The sequence below is a fragment of the Enterococcus sp. S86.2 genome, from assembly GCF_059834485.2.
In genome coordinates this window covers 1,031,102-1,051,357 of record NZ_CM206813.1, presented here as the reverse complement: position 1 = coordinate 1,051,357, position 20,256 = coordinate 1,031,102, and the positions used below count along the sequence as shown (strand labels likewise).

The window sequence follows — 20,256 nt, the reverse complement described above, 5'->3', positions numbered from 1 at the left end:
TTATTTCCCCCTATTTCTTACAGCACCACTAATCTTTTTTTAAACTAGCTTTGTCATATGCTTCAATAATTCTTGCGACCACAGGATGGCGCACGACATCACTGGCTTCAAAATTAACAAAAGCAATTTGTGAAATATTGCTTAGTGTTCGTTCAGCATGCACTAGACCACTGACTACGCCTTTAGGTAAGTCAATCTGACTCGTATCACCATTGACAATCATTTTTGAGTTATACCCTAGTCGTGTCAAAAACATCTTCATTTGCATAATCGTTGTATTTTGAGCTTCATCTAAAATGACAAAAGCATCTTCTAAGGTCCGACCACGCATATAAGCTAAGGGTGCAATTTCAATGATACCGCGATCCATCAAACGATTGGTATGTTCCACACCAAATATTTGATACAGTGCATCATAAACCGGACGCAAGTAAGGGTCAACCTTTTCTTTTAAATCCCCAGGTAAAAAGCCCAAATTTTCCCCAGCTTCGACAGCAGGACGCGTTAGAATGATTTTTTGCACCTGACCTTTTTTTAAAGCTGCAATGGCTAAAACGACCGCCAAAAATGTTTTCCCGGTTCCAGCCGGACCAATCCCAAAAACGACATCGTGTTTTTTCACGGCTTCTAAATATTGCTTTTGTCCGCGATTTTTCACCCGAATTGCCTTGCCATTACGATCTTTTACAATTTCTTCTTCGTATAATGCTAAAAAAGCATTAACGCCTTGTAACGGAATCGCTTTTAGTGCTTGGGCAACATCAGGGGTGCTGATATGTACCCCGCGATTAATTAACTCTTGTAAGGCTGTAATTACTTGTTGGGCCACTGCTACAAAACTATCTTCGCCTTCAATCATAATTGTTTCGCCGCGACTGTTAATGATAACGTGTGTATTTTCTTCAATCAACTTTAAGTGTTTGTCATGGGCACCTAACAACATGCTGATATCATCTTTAGCACTGAGTTTTAATTCCAAGACTTTTTTATCTTCTGTCAAAAAGTTACATCTCCTTGTCATTTCCCTTTTTGCCCCGTTTTAAATGGGTAAGTTTTCTGTTTTATCATACCACATTCAAAACTTAAAAGAAAAAAAATCGCAGACAGAAGTCTGCGATTAAATAACTATTTATTCAATAATTCTTTGACGATGGCATTTACCTGATTACCATCAGCTTTCCCTTTGACTAAAGGCATTACAGCCCCCATCACTTTACCAAACTCACTTGGTGAAGTAGCGCCAGTTTTACTGATTGCATCTGTTACAATCTGACGAATTTCTTCTTCAGAAAGTTGTGCTGGTAAATACTTTTCAACGACTTTGATTTCCGCTTTTACTTGCGTTGCCAAATCGTCTCGTCCTGCTTTTTCAAATTCAGTTAAAGAATCACGACGTTGTTTCATTTCCCGTGATAAAACGGTCAATTCTTCATCGTCAGTTAATTCTGCACCTTTTTTGATTTGTTCGTTTTGCAACGATGCCTTCAACATGCGAATCACCTGCAAAGACTCTTTATCCTTAGCTTTCATCGCTGTCTTCATATCATCGTTCAAAGTACTTAGTAGTGACACACTACCAGCTCCAATCTTGTTGCAAACTAGAATTTTTTGCGTTTTCTAGCAGCTTCAGATTTTTTCTTACGTTTCACACTTGGTTTTTCATAAAATTCCCGTTTACGAGATTCTTGAAGAGTCCCAGCTTTTGAAACGGAACGTTTGAAGCGACGAAGAGCGTCGTCAAGAGATTCATTTTTACGAACCACTGTTTTTGACATGTAAATTCCCTCCCTCCGAGCCTAAAAAGTAACCGTTTTTGTTAATCGAAACATTTTCAAAAAACAACACTGTCCTTAAAAAATTATAGCTAAGTAATAAAATAGTGTCAAGAGTATGGTGCAAAGAAAAAAATCTTTTTCGCCTGAAAATTCGTGAAAAGGATGAAAAAATAACTATTGACAGTCAGCACAGCGTCCTAAAATCTCAAAACGATGGCCTTCGATGGTGCAACCGGGAAGTTGTCCTTTGAAAAAATCCATGGGGCAAAGATCTAATTCTTGGGTTTTACCACAAACCGTGCAGATAAAATGATGATGATGATGATTTTTATCCTGACAGCAGTGAAAGCGGAATTTCATCTCACCGTTTAAGTCTGTTTCTTCTAATAAACCAATTTCTGAAAAATCATGGAGATTGCGATAAATCGTATCAAAACTGATACTTCCAAATTCGCCTTCCATATATTCTTGGACTTCTTTAGCTGCCACATAACGATTTTTTTTGGCTAAAAAAGTTAACAACTTTTCTCGTTTATTAGTTTTTTTAAAGCCATGTTCTTTTAAAGTTACCATTGCCTGGTCAATTTTTGTCATTTCTCTTGTCACAAGAAAAACCTCCTAACACATCTACTTGGATAAAAACAGCAACTTTGTCTTTATCGTATCAGACAAATCATAATGATTACGAATTAGTTTTACTTGGATATGGTATAATAAACTACAACAAATTACAAGTGAGGGAAAAAGATGAGTAAAGCTGCTGAAGAAATCTTAACAATTTTTGTCATTTCCGATTCTGCCGGAGAAACGGCTACAAAATTGGCGCAAGCCACCATGGCCCAATACCCCACCGTAGAGTTTAATTTATTTCGCAAGACTTTTATGAGCGACAAAAAGACACTATTAAAAGCCTTAAAAGAAGCAAAAAAACTCAACGCCTTGATTTTATACACGATGATTAATGAAGATTTAGTCCAATTAATTCGTGATTTTTGCCAAGAAAGTAATTTATTTGGCTTTGACGTTTTATCAGCCCCCGTTTTGGAAATTGAAAAACGAACCGGTGTAGCTCCAACACGTGAACCAGGTGCACTGCACCACTTAAATAAAAACTATTTCAAACGCATTGAAGCAATGGAATTTGCCGTTAAATACGATGATGGTAAAGATCCTCGTGGTTTTTTAGAGGCAGATGTGGTGCTGTTAGGCGTCTCGCGGACTTCAAAAACGCCTTTAAGCTTATTTTTAGCCAATAAAAACTTAAAAGTTGCCAACTTGCCCCTTGTGCCTCAAGCTCATATTCCCAAACAGCTCTGGGAAGTGGATAAGAAAAAAATCGTTGGTCTCACGAATGATCCCAACGTTTTAAATGGGATTCGAAAAGAACGAATGATTGCTTATGGTTTGAATCCAGATACGGCCTACTCGGATATTGATAAAATTCGGGCTGAATTAGAATTTGCAAATGACTTATACGAAAAATTGGGTTGTGTCGTGATTAACGTGGCCTCCTTATCAATCGAAGAAACAGCTTCAATGATTATGAATGCCTTAGACTTAGAAGACCACAGTTATTATACAATGGAAGAAGAGTAAGAAAAATACCCAGAAAAAAGCAAGGATTACTGGCGGCAACAGCCTGCTGTACTCCTTGCTTTTTTCTTAGGTATCGCTTATTTTTTAGTATTTTTTTTACGCCTCTGATTTTCCTTTGGGATATCAGCTAAATTATAAGGGGTTATTTGATAAACATCATTTAACCAATTGTGACACAGCAGCTGACTATGCCCCCGCCAATTATTAACCGGTTTTTTAGTGTAATCATTAGTAGGATAGTAATTTTCAGGTACTTTGGGATTTAGCCCTCTTTTTTGATCCCGTAAAAATTCCTGATGCAATGTGTCTGTATCATATTCATAATGACCTAATAAAAAGATATCATGTTCATCATCACTCAACAAAATCGTTGGCCCAATTTCCTTACTTTTGGCAACTACTGCAACTGGTGCTTGTGTTAAATCTTCACAATTAATCCCTGTATAACGAGATTGCGGTCCCCAAAAATAATCGTCAAAACCACGAAAAAGCCGTCGATTTGCTATTGTGTACTGGCAAAAATTACCAAATAGTTTTTCTTGATACATCACTTTTTTCACCCCGTAATGGTAAAAAAGCCCCGCCTGTGCTCCCCAGCAAATATGAATGACCGACGTCACATTTTGCTTACTCCACTCCATTACAAAACATAATTCCTGCCAATAATCAACTTCTTCAAAATCAAGCTCTTCCACCGGCGCTCCGGTGATAATTAGGCCATCATAAAAGCGTTCTTTAATCTCATTAAAACTTAAATAAAATTGGTCTAAATGGCTTTTTGCGACATTTTTGTGGGCATGGGTATTCATTTGTAAAAACTCAACATTGATTTGCAAAGGACTTTGACTAATTAAACGCAACAATTGCGTTTCAGTAGTAATTTTATCCGGCATTAAATTAACGATTAAAATTTCCAGTGGTCTGATATCTTGTGTCCTAGCTCTTTTGTTATCAATGGCAAAAATATCCCCTGCAGCCAAAATGGCTTTGGCAGGAAAACTATCTGGTAAGCGAATTGGCATGCTTATCCCTCCAGTTGTCTAAATGCTTGTTTTAAATCTTTAATGATATCCTCTGCATTTTCTAAGCCACAAGAAAGACGAATTAAACCCGGTGAAATGCCGGCTTGTTGCAACTCTTGACTTGTTAATTGGCGATGAGTAGCACTTGCAGGATGCAACGCACACGTACGAATATCGGCCACATGCACCTCTAAAGAAACCAATTTTAAAGCATCCAACCATTGAGCAGCTCTTTTGCGATCCTTCCCAATCTCAAAGGAAATCACACCACATAAACCATTAGGTAGATATTTTTGCATTAATTGATAATTAGTATCTGTCTTTAATCCTGGATAAGTAATCTGTGTAACGCTTTTTTCTGATGCTAAAAATTCGGCTACCTTCATCGCATTTTCAAAATGCCGATCCATCCGCACCGGCAATGTTTCAATGCCAAGATTTAATAAAAATGAGTTTTGAGGCGAAGGCGTCGCACCTAAATCCCGCATCAATTGCACACGGGCTTTGGTAATATAAGCAGCGACTCCAAAAGTTTCCGTATAGATAATACCCTGGTATGTTTCATCTGGTGTAGCAAGTTGCGGAAACTTCCCGTTAGCCCAATTAAATTTCCCACTATCGACAATCACGCCACCGGTTTGTACAGCATGTCCATCGAGATATTTTGTGGTACTGTGAATTACAACGTCTGCGCCAAATTCAATTGGTCGACAAAAGTATGGTGTGGCAAAAGTATTATCAATTAAAAACGGCACTTCATTTTGATGAGCTAAAGTCGCAAATTTTTCAATATCCAATACTTTCATTGCTGGATTTGCAATTGTTTCAGCAAAAACTGCTTTGGTATTTGTTTTAATCGCTTTTTGTAATTCAGCTAGCGAAGCATTCTGATCAACAAAAGTAACTTCAATTCCCATTTTCTTTAACGTATGGGCAAACAAATTAAAGGTTCCACCATAAATAGCAGCAGCAGAAATAAAATGATCCCCTGCCGTAAGAATATTCAAAAGAGCCAAAAAGGTTGCTGCTTGTCCTGAAGACGTACACAAAGCCCCCACACCACCTTCAAGATTGGCAATTTTTTCTTCTACTGCATTGGTGGTAGGATTAGCCAAACGTGTATAAAAGTATCCCGCTTCTTCCAAATCAAAAAGTTTGCCAATGCTTTCAGTTGAGTCATAAGTATACGTTGTACTTTGCACAATCGGCATGACCCGCGGCTCACCGTTTTGTGGCGTATAACCTGCATGTAAACATTTTGTTTCAAATTTCATTTTTTCTGCCTCCTTTTTTTGTCAAGTTGTGAATAATTGAACTAATCTGATTTACAAAAAACTCGCCAACTGAGGCGAGTCCTGGTTAATTTGATTAATGACTTTTAAAAGTCTTTTCCGTCTTTTAAAAAACTTGAACACCTTCACGATCAACTTGGAAAATTTCAATGGTCGCTTTTTTATCAAGCATTTTTAGTTGTGGTATTATTTGGGCTGTTTTATTTTTTGGTGCCAAAATAATAACAGTTGGACCAGCTCCACTTAAATAACAGCCAAAGCCACCTTGAGCATGACTAATTTCTCGAATTTTCGCTAAATGTGGCACGAAAAGACTACGATATTGTTCGTGAAATTGATCTTGTTCCATCATTTTGCCCGCCACTGCTAAATTTCCTGCCATTAAAGCTGCCACCATAACATTGGCAATGCTACTAGCAGTTACTGCTTGGCTATAAGACAGTTGTGTAGGTAAAACATCACGACTTTCACTAGTTGCCAGTTCCGTGTTAGGTATAAAAGCAATTAAATCACAGTCAGGAAAATAATGTTTCAGATAGTACGTTTTGTCATCATGATAACTTGCAACAACTAAATCACCACAAATTGCTGGCGCAACATTATCTGGATGCCCTTCCATCTCAGTAGCTAATTTGATTTTATCACTTTCACTTAATTCCAAATTTCCTAAACGATTGGCCAATTCAATTCCGGCTACAATTGCAGAAGAACTACTTCCCAATCCTCGTGTCAACGGAATATCAGACGTCACTTTAATATGATGGGGTAAAAGATTTGGCGCTGTCTTTAAAGCTGTTTGAACAATTAAATTGCTCGCATCAGATGAAATGAAATCGCCATAGCTATGCTCTACTTGCCACGTTATAGCTGGCTTTACAACTTCCACAAACAAATAACAGCTCACCGCTACTCCACAAGAATCAAAACCGGGACCTAAGTTGGCACTAGTGGCCGGTACGCGGATTCTCATAGTTTTGCCACTCCTTGACGTAAGTGATTACGCATCTCTTCTAAATCACTCATTTTATGAATGTCCACTGTAGTTTCATTAATTGCCGTATCAGGATCTTTTAATCCGTTGCCGGTAAAGACGCAAACGACCGTTTCACCTGCTTTAATTTTGCCTGCTTTAACATGTTGAATTACCCCGGCTAAAGACGCTGCTGAACCAGGTTCCACAAAAACACCATCTTGAGCTGCAACTTTTTTATATGCATTCAAAATTTCTGCATCTGTTACAGAATCAATATAGCCTTTTGACTCGTCTCTGGCAGCTTCAGCTAACTTCCAGCTTGCAGGATTACCAATCCGAATTGCCGTTGCAATTGTTTCAGGTTGCGCAATCACTGCCCCTTTTACAATCGCTGCTGCACCTTCTGCTTCAAAACCGTGCATACGTGGCAAAGTTGTTCCTTTTACGTCATGCCATTCTTTAAAACCTTTCCAGTAAGCTGAAATATTTCCCGCGTTCCCAACCGGAATTGCTAAAACATCGGGAGCTTTTTCTAATTGTTGACACACTTCAAAGGCAGCTGTTTTTTGTCCTTCTAAACGATACGGATTCACAGAATTTACCAATGCTACCGCCTCTGTTTCCGCAATTTCACGGACTGCTTTTAAAGCTTCATCAAAATTACCTGGAATCGAAATAATATCAGCACCATAAATAATTGCCTGGGCTAGTTTTCCCATTGCAATTTTACCATCTGGGATAACCACGTAAGCTTTGATACCTGCTCTAGTTGCATACGCTGCCGCTGCCGCACTAGTATTACCTGTTGAGGCACAAATAATTGCTTTCGCCCCATCTTCAACAGCTTTGGCTACAGCCATTACCATTCCGCGGTCTTTAAATGAGCCAGTCGGATTCAAGCCTTCATATTTGCCATACAAGTTAATTTTCAACTCTTTTGACAAGCTATTTAAAGGAATAAGTGGTGTATTTCCCTCTGCTAGTGAAATCATTGGTGTTTTTTCTGTTACAGGTAAATACTCTTTAAAAGTTTTTAATAAGCCTTCGTACATCTTTATCCCTCCAATATTTCCATCATCTGCGTTACTTTTACATCAACGTCAGCTAGTGCTTTTACTACCTCATCACGTTTTTCTAACGATATATTTTGCGTTAAATAAACAAAACGAAAATCATCGGTTTGCTTTTGTTCTACTAGTTCAACAGCCAAGTTTATTTCAGAAAAAATTGTCGCAATTTGAGTTTGCTGTTGCTTGGTATCCGCTTTTAAAGCTAAATAAAAACGACCCGTTACATCTTCTTTATTTTGCAAGTTTACCTGTGCTTTGTAATCTGTAAAAGGCGCTACCGGTAGTTTTTCTGCCGTGCGCTGGGCAATAACAGCCAAATCATTTACGACACTTGTTGCTGTTGGAATTGATCCGGCACCTGGACCGTAAAACATACTCTTTCCGATACCATAACTTTTAATAAAGACACCATTTAATTCGTTGTAAATACTTGCTAGAGGATGACGCTTTGGTACTAATTTGGGTGCGACATCAGCATAAACACCATTAGCAGAGTTTTTTGTTTGCGCGATTAATTTAACTTCATAGCCTAACTGTTGGGCCAATTTCAAATCTGCTAAATCCATTCCGCGAATCCCGGTAACAGCAAAATCCTTCATACCTAAATCCTGATGAAATGCAAATCTGGTTAAAATTACGGCTTTATAAGCAGCATCAATTCCGTCAACATCATTGGTTGGGTCTGATTCTGCAAAGCCAAGTTTTTGAGCTTGTTGTAAGGAAACTTCATAAGAAAGATTATTTTCTAGCATTTGCGTCAGCATATAGTTGGTTGTCCCATTTACAATACCAAAAACTTCAGTGATTTCATCTGCTAAAAAGCTATTTACGAGTGTTCGTAAAATTGGAATCCCCCCGGCAACACTCGCTTCATAATAGAAGTAACAGCCATTTTCTTGGGCTGTTGCAACTAATTCATTGCCATGTTGGGCAATCAAATCTTTATTTGCTGAAACAACATGCTTGCCGCTGTTAAGAGCTGCTAAAATAAAAGATTTCGCTGGCTCAATTTTTCCCATGACTTCTACTACAATATCAATTTCAGGATCATCGGTGATGTCTTTAATGTCATGGACTAAAGAAAAACCATGTTCAGCTGCAATAGTTTTTTTATCTTCTCCGATTCGTACCAAAGCTTTCGCAACTTCTAGTTTAATACCGGTAGCAGACAAGATTTTCGTGCTATTTTGGGCTATCACTTTTGCTACTCCGGAACCGACCACACCTAAACCTAATAGACCAATTTTCAATCGCTTTTCCATACTACCTCCTAAAAGTTGTCATTCAAATGAATTAGAATACATTCGTTGTTTTCAAAGAAATTTCTTTAAGCATACCAAAAATGATGCAAAAAAACTAGGACTTTCGTAAATGAAAGTCCTAGTTTTTTTCAGTAAAGACAAGAAACATAATGAATTTTGTGCAAAAAGTCTTTCATTAATAATTAGCTATGATGAATATGTTCAAAGGTTTGTTCTAATATATCCAATACGTGATGATCATCTAAACTATATAAAACAGTTTTGCCTTCTCGGCGAGACTTTACTACACGATTATCTCGTAAAAGTTTTAACTGGTGGGAGACTGCTGACTGTTCCATTTCAACTACTTCACCGATAGTTGTCACATTCAATTCACCTTTTTTTAACGCTAGTAAAATTTTAAGTCGTGTTTTATCTGCTAAAACTTTAAAAAGACGACTAACTTGCAGAATTTCTGTTTCTTGCTCCATGTAGACACCTCTTTTATTTCTTAATCCGCAGTTATTTCGTTAATTGCTTTTTCAAGGACAGCAATTTTTTCGATCGCATCTTTTTGATTCTCACCTTTTACACCAATATAGAACTTGATTTTTGGTTCTGTACCAGACGGACGGACGGCAATCCAGCTTTCATCTTCTAAGACGTATTTCAACACATCAGAAGCAGGAGTTGTCATTTTTGCTTCATTGCCATCTAGACCCATAATTGTTCGCGCTTTGAAGTCTTCTGTCTGCACGACTTTTACGCCACCAATTTCACTTGGCGCTTGGGTGCGGAATTTACTCATAATCGCTTTAATTTTAGCTGGTCCTTCTAAACCACTTAAGGTTACAGAAATAGTTTTTTCAGCATAATAGCCATAGGTTTCAAAAATATCTTGTAAACCATCAAATAATGTCTTGTCTTGCTTTTTGTAGTAAGCTGCAACCTCAGCCAATAAAACTAAAGCTTGAATCGCGTCTTTATCTCTAACAAAAGGTTTAACTAAATAGCCGTAGCTTTCTTCAAACCCAAACATAAAAGTTTGGCTATGATCTGTTTCAAATTGTTTAATTTTTTCGGCAATAAACTTAAAGCCAGTTAAAACATTGAGCATGGCAACATCGTATTTAGCTGCAATAGCAGTTGGCAATTCGCTTGAAACGATTGATTTTAAGACAGCAGCATTGCTTGGGAGTGTCCCTGCTTGTTTATGAGCGGCTAAAATATATTCCGTAAAGAGTGCACCAATTTGATTACCTGTTAAGACTTGATATTCACCATTTGGTAAGCGTACTGCTGCTCCAAGGCGATCAGCATCCGGATCTGTGGCAATCAAAAGATCGGCATCTTCTTTTTTACCTAAAGCAATTGCGTATTCAAAAGCAGAATGTTCTTCTGGATTTGGTGATTTTACGGTAGAAAAGTCAGGATCGGCGACCGCTTGTTCTGGCACTAAAGCAAATTTTTCAAAGCCAGCTTGTTTTAGAGCTTTTTCTCCCAACATTTTGCCAGTTCCGTGTAGTGGCGTATAGACTAATTTTAAGTCTTTGCCCATTTCATCAATTAAATCTTGATTAATAGTGACTGTTTTAATTTCTTTTAGATATGCGGTATCGATTTCTTCACCAATAATATTAATCAAGCCACTGTGCTCTACTTCTTCATCAGATAAAACTTGAATTTCTAATGGATTATCAATTGAGCGCACGAACGTAGTTAAAGCATCCGCATCAGCAGGTGGCATTTGACCACCGTCTTGTCCGTAGACTTTATAACCATTGTATGCAGCAGGATTATGAGAAGCTGTGATCATAATACCGGTAAAAGCTTTTAAGTAACGCACCGCAAAAGATAATTCTGGCGTTGGACGAAGACTTTCAAAAACGTAGGAAGGAATATCGTGTTTTGCTAATGTTTTGGCCGCTTCCATTGCAAATTCTGGCGACATATGGCGAGAATCGTAGGCAATGGCTACACCGCGTCTTCTTGTGTTGTCATCTTGTTCATCCATAAAGCGAGCTAAACCTTCTGTGGCTTGTCGGATAGTATAGATATTCATACGATTAATACCCGGGCCTAAAATTCCTCGCATACCAGCAGTACCAAATTCCAGAGGTGCGTAAAACGCGTCTTCTAGTTTCTCAGGATCTTCTTTTAGATCAGCTAATTGTTGCTTTAAATTTTCTTCTAAATTTCCATCGTTTACCCATTGTTCATAGACTTGTTCCCAAGACATGAAATAACACCTCTTTCAATTTTTCTAATTACTTTTTAAGTATATCATTTCACCTTGATAACGCCAACAATCTTTCATAACAATGTTTTTAAAATATTGGCAATTTATCCAAACAAAACACGTACTGATAAAAAAGTGCTTTTGTTGATAAAAATTAGAAAAAGCTGAGTCAATAATGTAGCTGTCTTTTTTAAATAATTGTTTTTAAAGATCACAAAAAAATCCAGAGAAATGATTGCCTTATCGCTTGCATTCATCTCAGCTGGATTTTCAAATTATTTTAGCATCGACTTTAAAAATTTTTATTGACCAACACTTTGGCTATCCTTTAAGTTTTCTAAATATTGAAAGACCTGTTGTCCTGCAATACCACCTTCACCAACAGCGGTGGTAATTTGACGTAAATCTTTTGCCCGGCCATCGCCAATTGCAAAAATACCTGGAATAGCAGTCTTCATAAAGCTGTCTGTCAATAACCACCCAGCCTCATCTAAAATATCCAATTTAGTAAAAGGTGCTGATAGAGGTTCTAAACCAACATAGATAAAGACACCATCCGCTGTTGTTTCATAAACTTCATCTGTTTTAACATTGCGAATATTAACCCCGGTTACTACCATGTCGTTACCTGTTATCTCTTCTACTACCGAGTCCCAGATAAAACTAATTTTTTCATTTGCAAAAGCGCGATCTTGGATAATTTTTTGTGCCCGTAATTCATCCCGGCGATGAACAATGACAACTTCACTTGCAAATTGTGTCAGATAAATTGCTTCTTCTACAGCAGAATCGCCGCCGCCTACAACAATTAGTTTTTTATTCCGGAAAAAGGCTCCATCACAAACTGCACAATAAGAAACCCCACGACCAGCATACTCTTCTTCACCAGGGGCACCTAATTTACGGTGAACACAGCCAGTTGCAATAATGACACTTTTGCCTTTGTAACTATTTTCTTCGGTGATAACTTCTTTATAACTACCATGATCTACCACATCTTGTACAATGCCGTATTCATTTTTAGTTCCAAATTTCTCAACATTTTGATACATTTTCATAGAAAGTTCTGGTCCCATAATGGAATCAAAGCCTGGATAATTCTCAATTTCGGCAGTGTTATTCATTTGCCCCCCCGGAGCACCTCTTTCAATCATTAAAACGGATAAATTCGACCGAGACGCATATAAAGCCGCTGTCATACCGGCGGGGCCGGCGCCGATTACGATTACATCATACATTATTTTTTACCTCCACTTACTTTCTATTAGTAAGCTAACTCTAGTTGAAATAAACTTAGCTGTCTAATAATCTGCTTATAAGAAAAATCATATTACCTAAAACTATATTACTTTTTTCTTACAATTTAAATCCCTAGCTCGCAATTTTTTTCACATTTCGTGACTTTTTTTAAACAAGCTTGTAGCACGCATTCCTCCCAATAAAAAAATGTGATATAAAACACCTTTTATAATCTGATGATTACAAAAAAGTGCTTATATCACATGATTAATTAAGCTAGTTTTTCTCCATTTGAAGCAATTACTTCTTTATACCAATGGAAAGATTTTTTGCGAGAACGCGCCAGTGACCCTTTACCGTGATCATCTAAATCGACATAAATGAAGCCATAGCGTTTTTTCATCTCACCAGTTCCGGCTGAAACCAAATCAATACAGCCCCAAGGCGTGTACCCCATTAAATCAACCCCGTCTAATTCCACAGCATCTTTCATAGCGGCAATATGTTTCTTGAAGTAGTCGATGCGGTAATCATCTTCAATACTACCATCTTCTTTCACAACATCTACTGCACCAAAACCATTTTCAACAATAAATAATGGTACTTGATAACGATCATACAAGTTACATAAAGAAATTCTAAGTCCTAATGGATCAACTGCCCAGCCCCATTCAGATTCAGCTAAATAAGGATTTTTCACTGCTGGCTGCTGGTTACCGCCAACATATTTCACATTTTCTGGATTAGCAGAAGAGGCCGTTGACATGTAGTAACTAAAGCCAATATAGTCCACGGTGCCTTCTTTAATCAGCTCATCATCACCAGCCTCTTTTTTGATGGTGATATTTTCCCGCTCAAACCATTTTAATTTGTGAGCAGGATAAGTCCCCTTCACTTGAACATCAATGAAAAATTCTTGACCACGATTAAATTCTAAAGCTGCCATCACATCTTCAGGATTACTTGTCATCGGATAGCTTGGAATATAAGCCACCATCATGCCGATTTTAAAAGCTGGATTAATTTTGTGACCCAATATTACTGCCTTAGCACTAGCTACAAACAAATGATGAATAGCTTGATAGCGATGCTGATTGTCATTTTGATGAATACCAATTTGGGTCCAGCTTCTCAAAAAGTTAATTTCATTAAAGGTCATCCAATATTTCACTTTATCTTTGTATCGTTTAAAGACTGTTTCACAAAAGAAGACAAAGTAATCAACTGTTTTACGATTATTCCAGCCATCCAATTTATCCGCTAAATACATTGGAATATCAAAATGATTAATGGTGACAACCGGTTCAATACCATATTTTAATAACTCATCAAAAACTGCATCATAAAAAGCTAAACCTTCTTCATTGATTTCATCAGTTCCTTTCGGACAAATACGCGCCCAAGACAATGATAGTCGGAAACACTTAAAACCCATCTCTGCAAATAAGGCAATATCTTCTTTATAATGATGATAAAAGTCAGTTGCAACGTGGCTAGGATAGTATTTATCTGGGTCAATATACCCTGTCGCGCCTTTTGGTAGACCTTCTTCTCTTGTTACCTCATGAATTTTTCCATCTTCTGTTTTAAAGGTAATCATACGGGGATTATCTTTACTGCCACCTGTGATAGCATCTAAAGTCGCCAGGCCCTTTCCACCAGATAAATAGCCGCCTTCATATTGATTGGCTGCCGTTGCGCCACCCCACAAAAAATCTTTACTAAATGCCATATATTTTCCTCCTGCAACTTTTTTAAAGCCAGCCCAAGTGAGCTGGCTTTTCATTTATTTTGTAAAAGTAGTAGCAAAATTTACTTGTTTATTCTGCACTTAAATCTTCGCCATTTGTCGCAATCACTTGTTTATACCAGTCAAATGATTTTTTCTTAGTCCGAGCTAAAGTGCCATTGCCTTCATTATCCCGATCAACATAGATAAAGCCGTAACGTTTTTTCATTTCACCGGTTCCAGCAGAAACCAAATCGATACAACCCCAAGTGGTGTAACCTAACAAGTCAACACCGTCTAATTCCACAGCATCTTTCATAGCCGCAATATGAGCAGCTAAATACTCAATTCGGTAATCATCCACAACATAACCATCTGAATCTGGAGTATCCACTGCTCCTAAGCCATTTTCTACGATGAATAATGGTTTTTGATAGCGATCATAAATATCATTTAATGTGATCCGTAAACCTAGTGGATCAATTTGCCAACCCCATTCGCTAGCTTTCAAATATGGATTTTTAACTGAAGCAAAGATATTGCCAGCTGTTTGTTCCAATAATTCTGGGTCAGTTGTTGCAACGCGTGAGGAGTAGTAAGAAAATGAAATAAAGTCGACAGTATTTTCTTTTAATAGTTCCAAATCGCCATCTTCCATTTTCAGTTCAATACCTTTGCGTTCTAGATCTTTTAGCGCATACGCAGGATATTCACCGCGAGACTGAACATCAATAAAGAAGTAGTTTTCGCGATCGTCATTTCGAGATGCAAAAACATCTTCTGGTTTACATGAATAAGGGTAGTAGGCTCCAGCGGCTAACATACAGCCTACTTTATTTTCAGGGTCCACTTCATGGGCGATCTTGGTAGCAATAGCAGAAGCGATTAATTCGTGGTGCGCCGCTTGATACTTCACTTGTTCTTTGTTTTCTCCTGGTTCAAAGTAAAGGCCCGCCCCCATAAACGGTGCATGTAAAATCATATTAATTTCATTAAAAGTCAACCAATATTTTACTAAGCCTTTATAGCGATTAAAAATCACGCGACATAAATTTTCGTAAAAATCAACGAGCTTGCGACTACGCCAAGCACCGTATTCTTTAATCAAATGCATGGGACAATCAAAATGAGTAATTGTAACTAAAGGCTCGATCCCATATTTTTTGCACTCTTTAAAAATATCTTCGTAAAATTTCAAACCTTCTTCATTAGGTTCTTTTTCATCACCATTTGGAAAAATACGACTCCAGGCAATGGATAAGCGATATGTTTTAAAGCCCATTTCCGCAAATAACGCGATATCATCTTGCCAACGGTGATACATGTCAATTGCTTCTTTGGCCGGATAAAAATGTTCCTCATCAAAATCAAACATTTTCATTTCGCCGGTAATAACGGGAAAGCGATCTGGGCCAATTGGCACCACATCTACGTTGGCTAAACCACGCCCACCTTCGTTATAACCGCCTTCACATTGATTGGCTGCTGTTGCGCCGCCCCATAAAAAGTCTTTTCTAAATCCCATTGTAAAGCCTCCAATTTTTCTTAATTTCTCAAATTCAAGTCATTATTATGCCAAGTTCATTACACTATTTTCTTAGAAAATGTCTATTTATCGCTTTATACGTTTACTAAATCTAACGATCGAACAACTTCATCTTGCACTTCAACGCCTTCTTTTTCCAAACGTTCAATTGTTTCTTTGAAATTTGGTAAATACTCTTTGTGGGCAATGAATAACTCATCCATCACGCGTTTCGCTGTTTTTCCTGAAGTCACTAATGGATTTAATGTGAAAGCTTGTAACGCTGTCCCGTAATCTCCTGTTACCGCAGCTTCAATAGTCAATAATTCCATTGCTTTCATTACTTGTAACCAGCCTTTTTCTGCAGTTGGCAATTCACCAAAGGCTACATTCCGAGCTCCTTGTGCCCCTACGTAAGCAGTTACTTCAACAACGCAATCTGCTGGTAAATCCGGTACAGCACCATTATTTTTAGTTGACACGACAATTTGTGTTTCTTTATTCGCATAAATCGAAGCAATTGTTTCACAAGCAGCATCAGAATAATAAGCACCACCACGTTGTTGCAATTGTTCTGGTTTATGATCTAAGTTTTCATCTTTGTAAAGTTCAAATAATTCATGTTCCGTGCGTTTCACCTGCTGTGCTCTCGTTCCGATTGTGCGATATTCCTCTAACGCATGTTCTAACATCTCTTCTTCTTGATAATAATAACGATGATACGCACAAGGAATCATTTTCATTTGCTCTAATAAATCCCGTTCAAAAGGAATGTCATAAATATTTTTTGGTAAACCATTATCTTCTTCATACATTTTATCAATCAGTTCCATCGTTACATCCTGACCATTATTAGCGGCAACTTTATGCCAGTGGAAGTGATTTAAACCGGCAAATTTGTAAATTAATTCATCCGTTTGTTTGCCAATCAAACCTGGTTCAAGCATGGTTGCCATTACGGGTACATTACAAAGACCAATTACTTTATCCCATTTGCCATAGCGTACGACTGCTTCAGTTACCATGCCACTTGGATTTGCAAAATTGACTAACCAAGCATTTGGACACAGGCGTTTCATGTCTTCAACGATATCTAAAATAACCGGAACTGTCCGAAAAGCTTTGAACATACCACCAGCGCCATTTGTTTCTTGCCCTAACATACCGTAATACGCTGGAATGCGCTCATCTTTAACACGAGCATCTAATAGACCGACACGAAATTGCGTTGTGACAAAGTCTGCATCTTTTAATGCCTCTTTGCGATCTAAGGTTAAATGGATTTTCACATCATATGGTGAAGCATCCCACATTCGTTGTGCCATCGCCCCTACAATTTCTAATTTTTCTTTTCCGGCTTCGATATCCACTAACCAAATTTCAGAAATTGGTAGTTCATCATACCGTTTAATAAAGCCTTCCATTAATTCTGGTGTATAACTACTTCCGCCACCAATTGTCGCAATTTTTACGCCTTTTTTCATACCGACAGCTCCTTTGTTTACTTGATAATTTAATTATTGATGAGTTTTAGTCTAAAAACAATAGAATAACAACGAGTTGCTAAAACGTTTACAAATTAAAGAAAATTCATTTTATTTTTTGTAAATAAAATTTACAAATACGATATAATAATTGTAAATAAAGTTAAAAGAGGGTATTTATGCTGATTCAAGAAAAAATTCGCCAAACAAGTTTTTCTGATGCTGAACAAAATGTTGTCGCCTTCATTTTAAAGCGGCCCCAAAGTTTGAACTTAACCATTAAAGAAGTGGCAGAAGCGACTTTTGTTCATCCTTCTACCTTAATTCGTATTGCCAAAAAACTGGATTTTAAGGGTTGGGTCGAATTTAAAAATGCGTTTTTAAAAGAGCAAGACTATTTAACCCATCACTTTCAAACAGTCGATGCTAATCTTCCTTTCACGCCAAATGACGGTTTATTGCGCATCGCCAGTAAATTGGCTCAATTAGAACAAACGACCATTAGCGATACATTATCTTTAATACAACACGACACCTTAAAAATGGCAAAAGATCTTTTACTAAAGGCGCGTATCACAAGAATTTTTGGTAACAACGCCAATACATTAATCGCGCAAGACTTTGCTGTGAAAATGAATCGCATTGGAAAAATCGTTACTACCAGTCAAATCCAAGGGGAAACGGCTTATGAGGCCTATAATTTAACAAAAAATGATACGGCAATCTTAATTTCTTATACTGGCGAAAATAGCACTATCTTACAGACTGCCAAAATTTTAGCTGCACAAGAAGTACCTTTTATTGCAATTACCAGTATTGGCGATAATTCTTTAATGGAAATAGCAACTTGCACCTTACAAATGACAACAAGAGAACGCCTCTATTCAAAGATTGGTAATTTCACAACTAATCTATCGATCACGTATTTACTCGATGTCTTATACAGTGTTGTTTTTGCTGAAAATTACCAGCAAGAATTAGAACATCTAATTAAAATCGGGCAACAAATTGATCATCGTAAGATTAGTTCCACCATTATGTCCGAAAAAAATCAAGTTCCGGTTCAAATCCACGATTCCTTTACCCCAAACTAACGACTCAAATAAGTTTCAGGTGAAAAAGGCGAGCTGACGAAATAGTCAGCTCGTCTTATTTTCTTATGCTAAAGCTGTGATTAATTCATCACTACCACTGGCAACATTTGGTTTATCACTTTCTAAAATATCCAAATAGTCTGCTGAATTGGTTACGATGACTGGTGTTTCAACACTGTAACCTGCAGCTTGGATTGCTTTAATATCAAAGCTCATTAATTTTTGACCGCGTTTTACTTTATCCCCTTGCTTAACATGGGGTGTGAAGAATTTGCCGTCTAGTTGTACAGTGTCAATTCCAATGTGAATTAATAATTCTAAACCATTATCAGAAACCAAGCCAATTGCATGTTTTGTCGGAAACAGTGTCATTACTGTACCGTCAAATGGTGCAACAACTTCACCACTTTCTGGTTGGATCAATACACCTTTACCTAAAATACCTTGAGCAAATGCTTCATCTTTTGATGTGCTTAGTGGCATGATGGCACCGTTAATTGGCGCTGTAACAATTTCTTTTCTAACTTCCATTGCGGCTTGTCCTTCTTCAACTTCGACTGTTTCATCTTTCCAGAAGAAGAAAGTTAGTGAGAAGCTGACACCGCAGGCTACTAAGACTGCAATTACTGCTGGGATAACAGTAGACGCATTACCTTCTGGGGTAATGAAGTTAAAGAAACCAAAGATTCCTAAACCACCCATTGTGTAAGAAGTGACATCATTTAACATTAAAATCAATCCGCCGATTGCCCCACCAATCATAGAGAAAATAAACGGCGTCTTTTTCGGTAATGTAATCCCGTAAATAGCTGGTTCTGTTACCCCAAAAATACCTGAGATGATTGCTGGTGGACATAGTGCTTTTAATTTTTTGTCGCGAAGTTTGAAGAACATTGCTAAGACAACTGCTGTTTGTGAGAAGCTAGCAGCAAATGAACCTGTTAACACTTGTGAGAAACCTTCTTGTGTTACTTGCATAATTGCCAATGGTACAACTGACCAGTGTAATCCAAAGATTACCAACACTTGCCAGAAGAAACCTAAAATTGCACCATATAAAGCTGGTGAGAATGTCATTAACGCTTGGAAACCAGCACTTAATAAATCAGTTAGCATGCCAATGATTGGGCCAATAACTAAAAAGCCAACTGGCAATGAAATTAATAGTACAAAAAATGGTACTAAGAATGTTTGAACAACAGAAGGAATGACACGTTTCATCAATTTTTGTACTTGTGCAGCAAAGGCGATGATGAAAATTACCGGTACAACACTACTTGTATAATTTGCCCCTACCCAAGGAATACCTAAGAAAGTAGTAAATGCTGGCAAACCAAAGATACTATAAGGAGCAGCAGCGCCTTCTTCGACCAAGGCTTGTAATGCAGATCCTTGAATCGTTGGATAAACTAACGCCGCACCAATTGTAATCCCGATCATTGGATTTAAATTGAATTTTTTTGAAGCTGTATAACCTAAGATAACTGGCATAAAGTAAAAAATCGAATCCCCAATTGCATTTAGCATCATATAAGTGCCAGATTGCGCCGTGTAGGTAAACCAACCTAACGTTCCTAAGAAAACTAGTAATGCATTTAGCCCTTTAATCATACCGGCTGCAGCTAATGCGCCTAAGAATGGTTGGAAACAACCACTTAAGATATCAATTAAGCGGTTAAAGATATTGCCGTCACCGCTTGCTTCTTCTGTCTCACCTGAAATTCCCGCTACTTCTAAAACGTCTGCATAGACATCTGGAACATGATTTCCGATTACAACTTGATATTGACCGCCACTTTTCATTACAGTTACGACGCCGTCCATATTTTTTAGGATATCATCGTTTGCTTTGCCTTCATCTTTTAACTTGAAGCGCAACCGCGTAATACAATGTGTCAAACTATTGATATTTTCTTTTCCGCCTACATTTTCAACAATTTTTTCGGCTAAATCGTGATATTTACCCACACTAATTCC

19 protein-coding genes are annotated in these 20,256 nt (G+C 37.7%); 3 read left to right on the top strand and 16 right to left on the bottom strand.

Going from position 1 to position 20,256, the window contains the following annotated elements:
• Positions 1 to 28: 28 nt before the first annotated feature.
• From AC6R0T_RS04775 to AC6R0T_RS04760, 4 genes are all read right to left on the bottom strand, one after another.
• Positions 29 to 1,021, bottom strand: a complete 993-nt coding sequence (locus AC6R0T_RS04775) for a PhoH family protein (RefSeq protein ID WP_526159766.1) — start codon at positions 1,019 to 1,021, stop codon at positions 29 to 31.
• 104 nt (positions 1,022 to 1,125) lie between these two features.
• Entirely contained in the window at positions 1,126 to 1,572 is a 447-nt protein-coding gene (locus AC6R0T_RS04770; protein WP_206903114.1) for a GatB/YqeY domain-containing protein, read from the bottom strand.
• Positions 1,573 to 1,598: 26 nt separating this feature from the next.
• On the bottom strand, positions 1,599 to 1,775 hold the full coding sequence (gene rpsU / locus AC6R0T_RS04765) for a 30S ribosomal protein S21 (protein WP_002356740.1): 177 nt from the start codon (positions 1,773 to 1,775) through the stop codon (positions 1,599 to 1,601).
• Between the two features lie 174 nt (positions 1,776 to 1,949).
• On the bottom strand, positions 1,950 to 2,369 hold the full coding sequence (locus AC6R0T_RS04760) for a Fur family transcriptional regulator (RefSeq protein ID WP_206903166.1): 420 nt from the start codon (positions 2,367 to 2,369) through the stop codon (positions 1,950 to 1,952).
• A 5-nt stretch (positions 2,370 to 2,374) separates the two neighbouring features.
• Between AC6R0T_RS04760 and AC6R0T_RS04755 the strand changes: the two genes are divergently transcribed.
• Entirely contained in the window at positions 2,375 to 2,530 is a 156-nt protein-coding gene (locus AC6R0T_RS04755) for a hypothetical protein (RefSeq protein WP_526159764.1), read from the top strand.
• Positions 2,523 to 3,371: a pyruvate, water dikinase regulatory protein gene (locus AC6R0T_RS04750; RefSeq protein ID WP_206903115.1), complete on the top strand. Its 849-nt coding sequence runs from the start codon at positions 2,523 to 2,525 to the stop codon at positions 3,369 to 3,371. The genes AC6R0T_RS04755 and AC6R0T_RS04750 overlap by 8 nt, the downstream gene beginning before the upstream one ends.
• A 77-nt stretch (positions 3,372 to 3,448) precedes the next feature.
• Here the strand turns inward: AC6R0T_RS04750 and AC6R0T_RS04745 are convergent, their stop codons facing one another.
• The 11 genes from AC6R0T_RS04745 to AC6R0T_RS04695 form a co-directional block, all read right to left on the bottom strand.
• The gene (locus AC6R0T_RS04745; RefSeq protein WP_303754374.1) at positions 3,449 to 4,393 is read right to left on the bottom strand and encodes a homoserine O-succinyltransferase; all 945 of its coding nucleotides are present in this window, start codon (positions 4,391 to 4,393) and stop codon (positions 3,449 to 3,451) included.
• 2 nt (positions 4,394 to 4,395) lie between these two features.
• Positions 4,396 to 5,667, bottom strand: a complete 1,272-nt coding sequence (locus tag AC6R0T_RS04740; protein WP_303754375.1) for an O-acetylhomoserine aminocarboxypropyltransferase/cysteine synthase family protein — start codon at positions 5,665 to 5,667, stop codon at positions 4,396 to 4,398.
• A 124-nt stretch (positions 5,668 to 5,791) separates the two neighbouring features.
• A complete protein-coding gene (gene thrB / locus AC6R0T_RS04735; RefSeq protein ID WP_230708839.1) occupies positions 5,792 to 6,655 on the bottom strand; it encodes a homoserine kinase in 864 nt (287 codons plus the stop codon).
• Positions 6,652 to 7,710 carry a threonine synthase gene (thrC, locus tag AC6R0T_RS04730; protein ID WP_206903119.1) on the bottom strand — a complete coding sequence of 353 codons (1,059 nt, stop codon included), beginning with the start codon at positions 7,708 to 7,710 and terminating at the stop codon, positions 6,652 to 6,654. The genes thrB and thrC overlap by 4 nt, the downstream gene beginning before the upstream one ends.
• A gap of 2 nt (positions 7,711 to 7,712) precedes the next feature.
• Positions 7,713 to 8,990: a homoserine dehydrogenase gene (locus AC6R0T_RS04725; RefSeq protein ID WP_303754378.1), complete on the bottom strand. Its 1,278-nt coding sequence runs from the start codon at positions 8,988 to 8,990 to the stop codon at positions 7,713 to 7,715.
• 182 nt (positions 8,991 to 9,172) lie between these two features.
• Positions 9,173 to 9,460, bottom strand: coding sequence for an ArsR/SmtB family transcription factor (locus tag AC6R0T_RS04720; RefSeq protein ID WP_206903121.1), 288 nt, complete (start codon positions 9,458 to 9,460; stop codon positions 9,173 to 9,175).
• A gap of 20 nt (positions 9,461 to 9,480) precedes the next feature.
• Positions 9,481 to 11,208: a phospho-sugar mutase gene (locus tag AC6R0T_RS04715; RefSeq protein ID WP_206903122.1), complete on the bottom strand. Its 1,728-nt coding sequence runs from the start codon at positions 11,206 to 11,208 to the stop codon at positions 9,481 to 9,483.
• A 302-nt stretch (positions 11,209 to 11,510) separates the two neighbouring features.
• Positions 11,511 to 12,446, bottom strand: a complete 936-nt coding sequence (gene trxB / locus AC6R0T_RS04710; RefSeq protein ID WP_206903123.1) for a thioredoxin-disulfide reductase — start codon at positions 12,444 to 12,446, stop codon at positions 11,511 to 11,513.
• A gap of 272 nt (positions 12,447 to 12,718) precedes the next feature.
• Positions 12,719 to 14,179, bottom strand: a complete 1,461-nt coding sequence (locus AC6R0T_RS04705; RefSeq protein ID WP_282461361.1) for a glycoside hydrolase family 1 protein — start codon at positions 14,177 to 14,179, stop codon at positions 12,719 to 12,721.
• Positions 14,180 to 14,267: 88 nt separating this feature from the next.
• Positions 14,268 to 15,701 (bottom strand): 6-phospho-beta-glucosidase, encoded by a 1,434-nt coding sequence (locus AC6R0T_RS04700; protein ID WP_206903125.1) that lies wholly within the window; start codon positions 15,699 to 15,701, stop codon positions 14,268 to 14,270.
• A gap of 95 nt (positions 15,702 to 15,796) precedes the next feature.
• The gene (locus tag AC6R0T_RS04695) at positions 15,797 to 17,185 is read right to left on the bottom strand and encodes a 6-phospho-beta-glucosidase (protein WP_206903126.1); all 1,389 of its coding nucleotides are present in this window, start codon (positions 17,183 to 17,185) and stop codon (positions 15,797 to 15,799) included.
• A 179-nt stretch (positions 17,186 to 17,364) separates the two neighbouring features.
• Between AC6R0T_RS04695 and AC6R0T_RS04690 the strand changes: the two genes are divergently transcribed.
• Positions 17,365 to 18,279: a MurR/RpiR family transcriptional regulator gene (locus tag AC6R0T_RS04690; protein ID WP_206903127.1), complete on the top strand. Its 915-nt coding sequence runs from the start codon at positions 17,365 to 17,367 to the stop codon at positions 18,277 to 18,279.
• Positions 18,280 to 18,342: 63 nt separating this feature from the next.
• Here AC6R0T_RS04690 and AC6R0T_RS04685 read toward each other — a convergent pair whose 3' ends face one another.
• Entirely contained in the window at positions 18,343 to 20,247 is a 1,905-nt protein-coding gene (locus AC6R0T_RS04685; RefSeq protein WP_303754383.1) for a beta-glucoside-specific PTS transporter subunit IIABC, read from the bottom strand.
• Positions 20,248 to 20,256 lie beyond the last annotated feature (9 nt).

What these genes read in the sequence shown, in the direction of transcription:
- AC6R0T_RS04775 (WP_526159766.1), bottom strand. Translation starts at nt 1,021, where the DNA reads ATGACAAGGAGATGTAACTTTTTGACAGAAGATAAAAAAGTCTTGGAA.
- rpsU (WP_002356740.1), bottom strand. Translation starts at nt 1,775, where the DNA reads ATGTCAAAAACAGTGGTTCGTAAAAATGAATCTCTTGACGACGCTCTT.
- AC6R0T_RS04760 (WP_206903166.1), bottom strand. Translation starts at nt 2,369, where the DNA reads ATGACAAAAATTGACCAGGCAATGGTAACTTTAAAAGAACATGGCTTT.
- AC6R0T_RS04750 (WP_206903115.1), top strand. Translation starts at nt 2,523, where the DNA reads ATGAGTAAAGCTGCTGAAGAAATCTTAACAATTTTTGTCATTTCCGAT.
- AC6R0T_RS04745 (WP_303754374.1), bottom strand. Translation starts at nt 4,393, where the DNA reads ATGCCAATTCGCTTACCAGATAGTTTTCCTGCCAAAGCCATTTTGGCT.
- AC6R0T_RS04740 (WP_303754375.1), bottom strand. Translation starts at nt 5,667, where the DNA reads ATGAAATTTGAAACAAAATGTTTACATGCAGGTTATACGCCACAAAAC.
- thrB (WP_230708839.1), bottom strand. Translation starts at nt 6,655, where the DNA reads ATGAGAATCCGCGTACCGGCCACTAGTGCCAACTTAGGTCCCGGTTTT.
- thrC (WP_206903119.1), bottom strand. Translation starts at nt 7,710, where the DNA reads ATGTACGAAGGCTTATTAAAAACTTTTAAAGAGTATTTACCTGTAACA.
- AC6R0T_RS04725 (WP_303754378.1), bottom strand. Translation starts at nt 8,990, where the DNA reads ATGGAAAAGCGATTGAAAATTGGTCTATTAGGTTTAGGTGTGGTCGGT.
- AC6R0T_RS04720 (WP_206903121.1), bottom strand. Translation starts at nt 9,460, where the DNA reads ATGGAGCAAGAAACAGAAATTCTGCAAGTTAGTCGTCTTTTTAAAGTT.
- AC6R0T_RS04715 (WP_206903122.1), bottom strand. Translation starts at nt 11,208, where the DNA reads ATGTCTTGGGAACAAGTCTATGAACAATGGGTAAACGATGGAAATTTA.
- trxB (WP_206903123.1), bottom strand. Translation starts at nt 12,446, where the DNA reads ATGTATGATGTAATCGTAATCGGCGCCGGCCCCGCCGGTATGACAGCG.
- AC6R0T_RS04705 (WP_282461361.1), bottom strand. Translation starts at nt 14,179, where the DNA reads ATGGCATTTAGTAAAGATTTTTTGTGGGGTGGCGCAACGGCAGCCAAT.
- AC6R0T_RS04700 (WP_206903125.1), bottom strand. Translation starts at nt 15,701, where the DNA reads ATGGGATTTAGAAAAGACTTTTTATGGGGCGGCGCAACAGCAGCCAAT.
- AC6R0T_RS04695 (WP_206903126.1), bottom strand. Translation starts at nt 17,185, where the DNA reads ATGAAAAAAGGCGTAAAAATTGCGACAATTGGTGGCGGAAGTAGTTAT.
- AC6R0T_RS04690 (WP_206903127.1), top strand. Translation starts at nt 17,365, where the DNA reads ATGCTGATTCAAGAAAAAATTCGCCAAACAAGTTTTTCTGATGCTGAA.